General features: G+C 70.6%; 5 protein-coding genes and 1 pseudogene. 2 read left to right on the top strand and 4 right to left on the bottom strand.

Annotation, left to right across the window (positions count from 1 at the left end; all coding sequences use genetic code 11):
- Positions 1–319 precede the first annotated feature (319 nt).
- Positions 320–1,834 (top strand): PQQ-binding-like beta-propeller repeat protein, encoded by a 1,515-nt coding sequence (locus QZV94_RS19800; protein WP_293680862.1) that lies wholly within the window; start codon positions 320–322, stop codon positions 1,832–1,834.
- On the opposite strand, the gene QZV94_RS19805 is transcribed toward QZV94_RS19800, so the two are convergent.
- Complete coding sequence (locus tag QZV94_RS19805) at positions 1,831–2,928, bottom strand: CaiB/BaiF CoA transferase family protein (RefSeq protein WP_367254921.1); 1,098 nt, start codon at positions 2,926–2,928, stop codon at positions 1,831–1,833. The two genes, QZV94_RS19800 and QZV94_RS19805, sit on opposite strands and share 4 nt — an antisense overlap.
- A gap of 73 nt (positions 2,929–3,001) precedes the next feature.
- A pseudogene (locus QZV94_RS19810) lies at positions 3,002–3,991 on the bottom strand (CoA transferase); the annotation flags it as partial.
- A 107-nt stretch (positions 3,992–4,098) separates the two neighbouring features.
- Between QZV94_RS19810 and QZV94_RS19815 the strand changes: the two are divergent.
- A complete protein-coding gene (locus tag QZV94_RS19815; RefSeq protein WP_293680870.1) occupies positions 4,099–4,668 on the top strand; it encodes a GrpB family protein in 570 nt (189 codons plus the stop codon).
- Positions 4,669–4,673: 5 nt separating this feature from the next.
- Here QZV94_RS19815 and QZV94_RS19820 read toward each other — a convergent pair whose 3' ends face one another.
- Entirely contained in the window at positions 4,674–6,110 is a 1,437-nt protein-coding gene (locus QZV94_RS19820) for a glutamate synthase subunit beta (protein ID WP_293680872.1), read from the bottom strand.
- Positions 6,111–6,129: 19 nt separating this feature from the next.
- Positions 6,130–9,070: glutamate synthase large subunit (gene gltB, locus QZV94_RS19825; RefSeq protein ID WP_293680874.1), on the bottom strand; the 2,941-nt coding region annotated here is incomplete at its 5' end.

Consider the following 9,070-nt stretch of genomic DNA (forward strand, 5'->3'; position numbering starts at 1 on the left):
ACGCACCTCGCTCATCAACCATGCCCGGGGGCTTCTCGCCGAGTACGGCGTAGTCGGGGTGACTACACGAAAGTGACGTATCTGCACGCTAAGAGCGAACAAATCCGGTACAATGCCAGCAGAGGCTACCTGTAGGTACTCAACGGCGTGTTCAACCTATCCTTTGAGCATGTGTCGATCATTGCGGGCGCCGATATGGGAGTGCCGCAAGCCGGCTCACCAACGATCGAGGTAGAGCCCTGCTCGCCAAGTATGTGAGCCCGTATTCGCCGCCGCGGCGGCGCTGCTCTTCGCCGCCGGCGCCGCCGAGGCGCAGACGGTGAAGAAGCTCGTGCCCGGCTCGCACTTCCACGGCGTGCACGGCATCCGCTTCGCGCCCAACGGCGAGCTCTACGCGGGCAGCGTGTTCGGCCAGACGCTCTATGCGGTGAACGTCGAGACCGGCGCGGTGCGCACGGTCGAGGGCCCGCCCAAGGGCATGGCGGACGACATCGCGTTCGGCCCCGGCGACCAGGTCGTCTGGACCGCGATCTCCGACGGGATCGTCTACACGCGCCGGGGAGAAGGCCCGGTCGAGGTGCTGGCGAAGGACCTACCGGGCGCCAACTCCGTCGCGTTTAGCCGCGACGGCAAGCGGCTCTTCCTGGGCCAGGTGTTCGCCGCGGACGGCGTGTGGGAGCTGGACCCCGCCGGCCTGAAACCGCCGCGCAAGATCGCCGGGCCGGTGGGCGGGTTCAACAGCTTCTCGCCTGGCCCGGACGGGGGCCTCTACGGCCCCCTGTGGTTCAAGGGCCAGATCGCGCGGATCGACCCGGACACCGGCGCGGTGACGGCGGTGGCCGAAGGCTTCCAGACGCCGGCCGCCGCCAAGTTCGATTCCAAGGGGAACCTCTATGTCATCGATACGAAGATCGGCGTCCTCTACAGCGTGGACATCAAGACGGGCGCCAAGACTAAGGTGGCGCAGCTCGCGACATCGCTGGACAACATCGCGATCTCGCCGGACGACCGGGTGTTCGTCACCAACATGGCCGACAACGGCATCCAGGAGGTCAACACCGCCAACGGCGCCTTGCGGCAGGTGGTGCGGGGCGCCCTCGCCATCCCCGCCGACATCGACGTGCGCTCCGACGGCGGCCGCGACACGCTCTACGTAGCCGACGTGTTCTCTTACCGCCGCGTGGACGGCGAGACCGGGGCGGTCACCGATATCGCCCGCACGCACGGCGATCCGGTCGAGTATCCCACCGGCGTCAGCGCGGGAGCCGACCGCGTGGTGCTGACCAGCGCCGTCGCCGGCTCGGTGGAGGTGTACGGCCGCGCCGACGGCAAGCGGCTGTCCCACGCCGCCGGCTTCCAGGGGCCTGCGGACGCCATCGAGCTGCCGGGCGGCGCGATTCTCGTGATCGAGGCCAGCGGCGTCGCCATCGAGCTGAAGGGCGAGACCAAGCGGGTGGTCGCCAAGGGCCTCAAGCTGCCGACCAGTCTGGCGCGGGCGCCGGACGGCACGATCTATGTGATCGAGACGGGTGCGGGCCAGCTCTCCCGCCTGGACCTCGCGACCGGGACGGCGACGTCGGTGGCCACCGGGTTTAAGCGCGCCAAGGCCGTGTCGGTCGGACCGAACGGCAAGCCCGTCGTCCTCGACCTGGGCGATCGCTCGGTCGTCGAGGTGGACCCGAAGACGGGCGCCAAGACCGTGGTGGCCAAGGATCTGCCGCTGGGCCTGTTGGGCGGCCCGGTCCCACTGGGCGCGGGGGTGGCGGTGGGCGGCAAGGGCGACATCTACGTCGCCTCTGACGTCGAGAACGCCATCTACAAGATCACGCGCTAAGCGGGCGCCGCCGCGGCCAGCTCGCGCAGGACCTCGTCGGTGTGCTCGCCTAGCGTCGGCGCGACGTTGCGGATGGCGGGTCGGGCGCCGTCGAAGGCGAAGGGCGACGCCGGGATCAGGTGCGCGCCCACGTAGCGGCGGCTGGACTCCAGCCAGAAGCCGCCGGCCATCAGCTGCGGGTCGTAGCAGAGCTGGTCGGCGCGCTGGACCGGGGCGGCGGAGACGCCCGCCGCCCGCCGCTCGGCCGCGGCGTCCTCGGGTTCCCGATTTGCGGCCCAGGCGGCCAGCGCGGCCTCGATCACATCGTCGGACGCGCGCGACAGGTCGGGGCGATGCAGGACCCGGCGCAGGCCGTCGAGGGCCGCTTCGCTATCAGCCGACACCGCGAGCCAGGAGTCGAACTCGGCGCAGCCGACGACGCAGGACGCGGTGCGGGCCCGACGGCTGCCGGTGCGCGGCAGCGGGCCGTCGGCGAAGTGCTGGGCGATGACGGCGTCGGCCGAGTACTGGAAGAGGCTCGCCACCTGGGCCATGTCGATCTCGGCCCCGCCGCAGCGGCCGCGGCCGAACAGGCAGGCCATCACCCCGTTGGCGGCCGTCAGTCCGGCCAGCGGGTCGCCGAAGGCGACGTGCTGCAGGGCCGGCGGCCAGGCGTCATGGCCGTTGGCGAACGGCAGGCCGGACGCCTGCTCGACCGTGGAGCCGTAGGCGCGGATGCCCGAGAGCGGTCCGTCGTTGCCGAACGCCGGCATAGAGACGGTGATCAGGCTCGGGTTCAGCGCACGCCGCACACCGCGGCCTAGGCCCAGGCGGTCCATGATGCCGGCGGCGAAGTTCTCCACCACCACATCGGCGCCGGCGATCAGCGCCTTGGCGTGGGCGAGCCCCTCGACCTTGGTCAGGTCCAGCACGATGCCGCGCTTGTTGCGGTTCATGCAGATGAAGCTGAACTTGACCTCGTGCGACGGCGGGTCTGCGGCGACTTCCGTCTCCCAGCCGCGCCACCAGTCGGGATGGTGGGTCGACTCGATCTTGACCACCTCGGCGCCCAGGTCGGCCAGCGTGCGGGCGCAGAGCGGCCCCGCCCAGCCCATCGAAAAATCGACCACCTTCAGCCCTTTGAGGGGGGGCGTCGGGCCCGGAGCCCTGCACGGGCCTGGGCGATCCGCCGAAGGTCATCCGGTAGGGCAGCGTCGGCGCAAGGGCGCCGCTGTCGTCGAAGGGGCCGAAGGCGCCGCGCGCGCGCCAATGGGGTACGTGCGGCAGCTCGGCGAGATTGGGCATGGCGGTGATCGGGGCCCTCACGCTCTCCCCCAGGGCCACCCACTGCTCGGTCGTCTTGTCGAGGAACGGCGGCGCGCAGGCGGCGTCCACCTCGTCGGCGAGCAGCAGGCGCTCCACGGTCGTGGTGAAGCGCGCGTCGCTGGCCAGCCCGGGACGGCCGATGATGCCGCAGAACCCGGCCCATTGGGCGGGCGTAAGCGCGGTGACCCCCGCCCAGCCGTCGGCGGTGCGATAGCTGGCGGCGGGGTAGACGGGCACCATGCGGTTGACGCCCAGCCGCGCCATCACCCCGCCCTCGATGAGCGTCGAGACCGCCCCGGTCTCCAGCAGGAAGACGTAGGCCTCGAAGATGTTGGCGTCGATCCGCTTGGGGCGAGGCCGCGCCATCAGGGCGGCCAGGGCGGCGTTGAAGCTGGCGAGCCCCGCGGTGATCTGAGGCCCATGCCCCTGGGCCAGGGTCGGCGGGCCCTCGATGGGGCCGAAGCCGTAGGCCATTCCGGCCAGGGCTTGGAGGATCTCGTCGGTTCCGCGCCAGTCCGCATAGGGACCGTCGGGGTGGAACCAGCGCAGCGCCAGGAGACTGGGTTCGCCGGGCAGGCTGGCCGCCGCCGCCTCGCCCGCCGCCACGCCGGCCGCGTCCTGGCCCGCGATCACCAGGTCGACCGGCCCGTCGGGAAGCGCGTCCAGCTTGCCGGCGTCGAGCCAGCGGCCGTAGGCTCGGCCGGCCTCGCCCGCATAGCCGATGGCGGCGTCGTCGCCGCCGGGCGCGCGGATCACGGTCGCGCCCATCTGGGCGAAGAGCCGGCCGCAGAAGCGGACGGCCACGCCGCGCGAGGTCTCGACGATCGTCAGGGTGTCCAGCAGGCGTTCCATGGCCTGAGGATCGCCCTCGGATCGGCGTTCGTCCAGCGCCAGGCGCCGCAGGTTGCGCCGTCGGCGGTCTGGTCTGAAGCTGCCCGGCAGCCAGGGGGGATTGATTCATGCTCGACATCGAGGCCCTGGGGCGCGTGGACGTGGTCCCGTACGACCCGGCCTGGCGGAGCGCCTACGCTGAGGAACGCAGCGCCATCATGGGCGTCGGTGGCTCCGCGGTCCTGGAGCTCGAGCATATTGGAAGCACGGCCGTGCCGGGCCTGTGGGCGAAGCCAATCATCGACATGATGGCCGCCGCGGCCGATCTCGGGGCGGCTCTGGCGCTGGCGTCGCGGCTCGCGGCCCGGGGCTATCAGCTCATCGAAACCGGCATGACAGATCGTCTGTTCCTGCGACGCCGCGCCGAAGACGGCGGCCAGATCTACCAGCTGCACATCGTCGAGCGCAGCGCGTGGGACGAGCGCAAGGAGCGCCTGATGCGCGACCACCTGCTGCAGCATCCCGACGCTGTGGCCGCCTACAGCGCGCTGAAAGTGCGCCTGGCCTCTCAGTATGCGGAGGAATCGTTGGCGTACACGAAAGCCAAGACGGCGTTCATACAAGGGCTCGTGGACAAGGCGCGCGCGGACCTAGGCCTGGCCAGCATCGACGTCTGGACGGAACAGCCTCGCGCCTGACGCAGCTAGCGCGGCAGGTTGGACACGCCCATCAGCGCCGTGTCGACGGCCTGGGCGCACTGGCGGCCCTCGCGGATCGCCCACACCACCAGCGACTGGCCGCGGCGCGCGTCGCCGCAGGCGAACACCCGCGGGTCGGATGTCCGATAGTCGACGATGCTCGCCTTGATGTTGCCCCGCGCGTCCAGATCGACGCCGCTCTGCGCGACGACGCCGTCCTTTTTGGGCCCCACGAAGCCCATGGCCAGCAGCACCAGGTCGGCCTTCAGTTCGAACGTCGAGCCCTCGACCTCGCGCATCTTGCCGTCGACCCACTCCACACGGGCGCACTCCAGCGCGGTGACCCGGCCGTCCTGGCCGATGGCGCGGCGGGTGGTGACGGCGAAGTCGCGCTCGACGCCTTCCTGCTGCGAGGATGAGGTGCGCATCTTCAGCGGCCAGTCGGGCCAGGTGAGCGCCTTGTTCTCGCGCTCGGGCGGCGCCGGCATGATCTCGAGCTGGGTGACCGAGGCTGCGCCCTGCCGGTTGGACGTGCCGATGCAGTCCGAGCCGGTGTCTCCGCCGCCGATGACGACCACATGCTTGCCCTTGGCCGAAAGCGTGCCCGTCGGCGCGGCGACGTTCTCCGGGTCGCCCGCGTTGCGCTTGTTCTGCTGCGTCAGGAAATCCATGGCGAAGTGGATGCCCGACAGCTCCCGGCCCGCGACGGGCAGGTCGCGCGGATCCTCGGCGCCGCAGGCCATCACCAGCATGTCGTAGTCGTCGAGCAGGCGCTGCACCGAGACCTGGTCGCCGACGGCGAAGCCGGTCCGGAAGATCACGCCCTCGGCCTCCATCTGCCGCGCGCGGCGGTCGATGAGGTGCTTCTCCATCTTGAAGTCGGGGATGCCGTAGCGCAGCAGGCCGCCGACCCGGTCCGACTTCTCGAACACCGTGGTGGCGTGGCCGGCGCGCGCCAGCTGCTGGGCGCAGGCGAGGCCCGCGGGGCCGGAGCCCACCACGGCGACGCGCTTGCCGGTGCCGCGCGGGCTGGGCTGCGGCGTGATCCAGCCTTCCTCCCAGCCCTTGTCGATGATCTGGCACTCGATCGTCTTGATGGTGACCGGGGTGTCCGGGATGTTCAGGGTGCAGCTGGCCTCGCAGGGCGCGGGGCAGATGCGCCCGGTGAACTCCGGGAAGTTGTTGGTGGACTGCAGGTTGTCCAGCGCCTCGCGCCATTGGCCGCGATGGACCAGCTCGTTGAAGTCCGGGATCTGGTTGTTCACCGGGCAGCCCTGGTGACAGAACGGGATCCCGCAGCTCATGCAGCGTGACGCCTGCGCCTGCAGCTCGCGCTGCGGCAGCGGCTGGACGAATTCCTTCCAGGTCTTCAGTCGCTCGGCGACGGGGTCGTAGCCCCGGTCGCGGCGTTCGATCTCCAGGAAGCCGGTTGGCTTGCCCATAAGTCCCCCAGATTCCTGACTACTCGGCCGCGACCGCGGCGGCCGCGGCGCGTTCGGCCGCCATATCGGTGAGCGCACGGCGGTAGTCGCGCGGCATCACCTTCACGAACGAGCCCTTGGCCTGCTCCCAGTTTTCCAGGATCTCGGCGGCCCGCTGGCTGCCGGTGTGCAGGTGGTGGCGCTCGATGAGGATTCGCAGGCGCTCCACGTCGTGGCCCAGCAGGTCGCCCATGCCCGCGTCATGCACCGAGACCGACCGCTGGCTCGGCCGCATGGCCTCGTCGCCGAGGCCGACGACATCCACGCGCTCCAGGTCGACCATGGCCTTGTTGCAGAGCGGCTCGAAGCGTCTGGTCGGATCGTAGACGTAGGCCACGCCGCCGCTCATGCCCGCCGCGAAGTTGCGGCCGGTGTCGCCCAGCACCACGACCACGCCGCCGGTCATGTATTCGCAGCCGTGGTCGCCCACGCCCTCGACCACCGTCACGGCGCCCGAGTTGCGCACCGCGAAGCGCTCGCCGGCCACGCCCTGGAAGTAGGCTTCGCCCGCGATGGCGCCGTAGAGCACCGTATTGCCCACGATGATGTTGCGCGTCGGATCGCGCCGCGACTCGGGCGGCTGGCGCACCACCACGCGGCCGCCCGACAGGCCCTTGCCCACATAGTCGTTGGCGTCGCCGATCAGGGTCAGCGAGACGCCGCGCGCCAGGAAGGCGCCGAAGCTCTGGCCGGCGGTTCCCTTCAGAGTGAGGGCGATGGTGTCCTCGGGCAGGCCGGCGTGGCCGTAGCGCTTGGCCACCTCGCCCGAGAGCATGGCGCCCACCGTGCGGTTGATGTTGCGCACGGCGTACTCGCCGCGGACGGGCTCGCCCTTCTCCAGCGCCGGCTTGGCGGCCGCGATCAGCTGGTGGTCCAGCGCCTTGTCGAGCCCGTGGTCCTGGCGATCCTGGTTCCAGAGGCCCTTCTGGCCCTCGGCCGCCGCCGAATAGAGGATGCGCGACAGGTCGATGCCCTGGGCCTTCCAGTGGTCGAGGGCGTCGGTCATGTCGAGGCGGTCGACGCGGCCGATCATCTCGTTGAGCGTGCGGAAGCCCAGCTCGGCCATGATCCCGCGCAGTTCCTCGGCCACGAAGAAGAAGTAGTTGATCACGTGCTCGGGCTGGCCGGTGAAGCGCGCGCGCAGCACCGGGTCCTGGGTCGCCACCCCCACCGGACAGGTGTTGAGGTGGCACTTGCGCATCATGATGCAGCCGGCCGCGATCAGGGGCGCCGTGGCGAAGCCGAACTCGTCGGCGCCCAGCAGGGCTCCGATGGCGACGTCGCGGCCCGTGCGCAGGCCGCCGTCCACCTGCACGGCGATGCGCGTGCGCAGGCCGTTCAGCAGCAGCGTCTGCTGGGTCTCGGCCAGGCCGATCTCCCAGGGCGAGCCCGCGTGGGTCAGCGACGTCAGCGGGCTGGCGCCCGTGCCGCCCTCGAAGCCCGAGATGGTGACGTGGTCGGCGCGCGCCTTGGCGACGCCCGCGGCCACGGTGCCCACGCCGACTTCCGACACCAGCTTCACCGAGATGCGGGCGACGGGGTTGACGTTCTTCAGGTCGTGGATGAGCTGCGCCAGGTCCTCGATCGAATAGATGTCGTGGTGCGGCGGCGGACTGATCAGGCCCACGCCCGGCGTCGAGTGCCGGACCTTGGCGATGTTCTTGTCCACCTTGTGGCCGGGCAACTGGCCGCCCTCGCCGGGCTTGGCGCCCTGGGCCATCTTGATCTGGATGTCGTCGGCGTTGACCAGGTACTCGGTGGTCACCCCGAAGCGCCCCGACGCCACCTGCTTGATGGCCGAGCGCATGGAGTCGCCGTTGGGCAGGCGCACGAAGCGGTCCGGCTCCTCGCCGCCCTCGCCCGTGTTCGAGCGGCCGCCGATGCGGTTCATGGCGATGGCCAGCGTCGTGTGCGCCTCGCGGCTGATCGAGCCGAACGACATGGCGCCCGTCGAGAAGCGCTTGACCAGCTCGGCGGCGGGCTCGACCTCGTCGAGGGGAACCGACGGCCCGGGCGTGAACCGCATCAGGCCGCGCAGGGTCAGCAGGCGCTCGCTCTGCTCGTTGATGGCGCGGGCGAATTTCTCATACTCGTCCGGGATGTTGCCCCGGACCGCATGCTGCAGGCCCGAGATCGACTCCGGCGTCCAGGCGTGCGCCTCGCCGCGGATGCGCCAGGCGTACTGGCCGCCCACGTCCAGCATGGTCTTGTAGACCGGGTTGTCGCCGAAGGCGTCGCGGTGACGGCGCACCGTCTCCTCGGCGATCTCGGCCAGGCCGACGCCCTCGATCGTGGTGGCGGTCCCCGTGAAGTACTTCTCGATCAGCTCGGACGACAGGCCCACGGCGTCGAAGATCTGGGCGCCGCAATAGGACTGGTAGGTCGAGATGCCCATCTTGGACATCACCTTCAGCACGCCCTTGCCGACGGCCTTGATGTAGTTCTTCCGCACCTCGTAGGACGGCAGGGTCAGGCCGTTGACGACGCGCAGGTTCTCCAGCGTCTGGAACGCCAGGTAGGGGTTCACCGCCTCGGCGCCGTAGCCGGCCAGCACGCAGAAATGGTGCACCTCGCGCGCCTCGCCGGTCTCGATGACGAGGCCGGTCTGCATGCGCAGGCCCTGGCGGATCAGGTGGTGGTGGACCGCCGCCGTGGCCAGCGCCGCCGGGATCGGGATGTTCTCGACCGAGGTCGCCCGATCCGAGAGGATCAGGATGTTCATGTCGGCCAGCACGGCCTCGGTGGCCTCGCGGCAGATCCGCAGGATGGCCGCTTCCAGGCCGGCCGGCCCCTCGATCATCGGCCAGGTGATGTCGATGGTCGCGGTGCGGAAGGCGCCGTCGAGCAGCTCGTTCACGGCGCGGATCTTGGCCAGGTCCTCGTCGGTGAGGATCGGCTGGGCCACCTCCAGGCGCTTGTGC

Origin of the sequence: uncultured Phenylobacterium sp., assembly GCF_902826855.1 — a bacterium.
Taxonomy (GTDB): domain Bacteria; phylum Pseudomonadota; class Alphaproteobacteria; order Caulobacterales; family Caulobacteraceae; genus Phenylobacterium.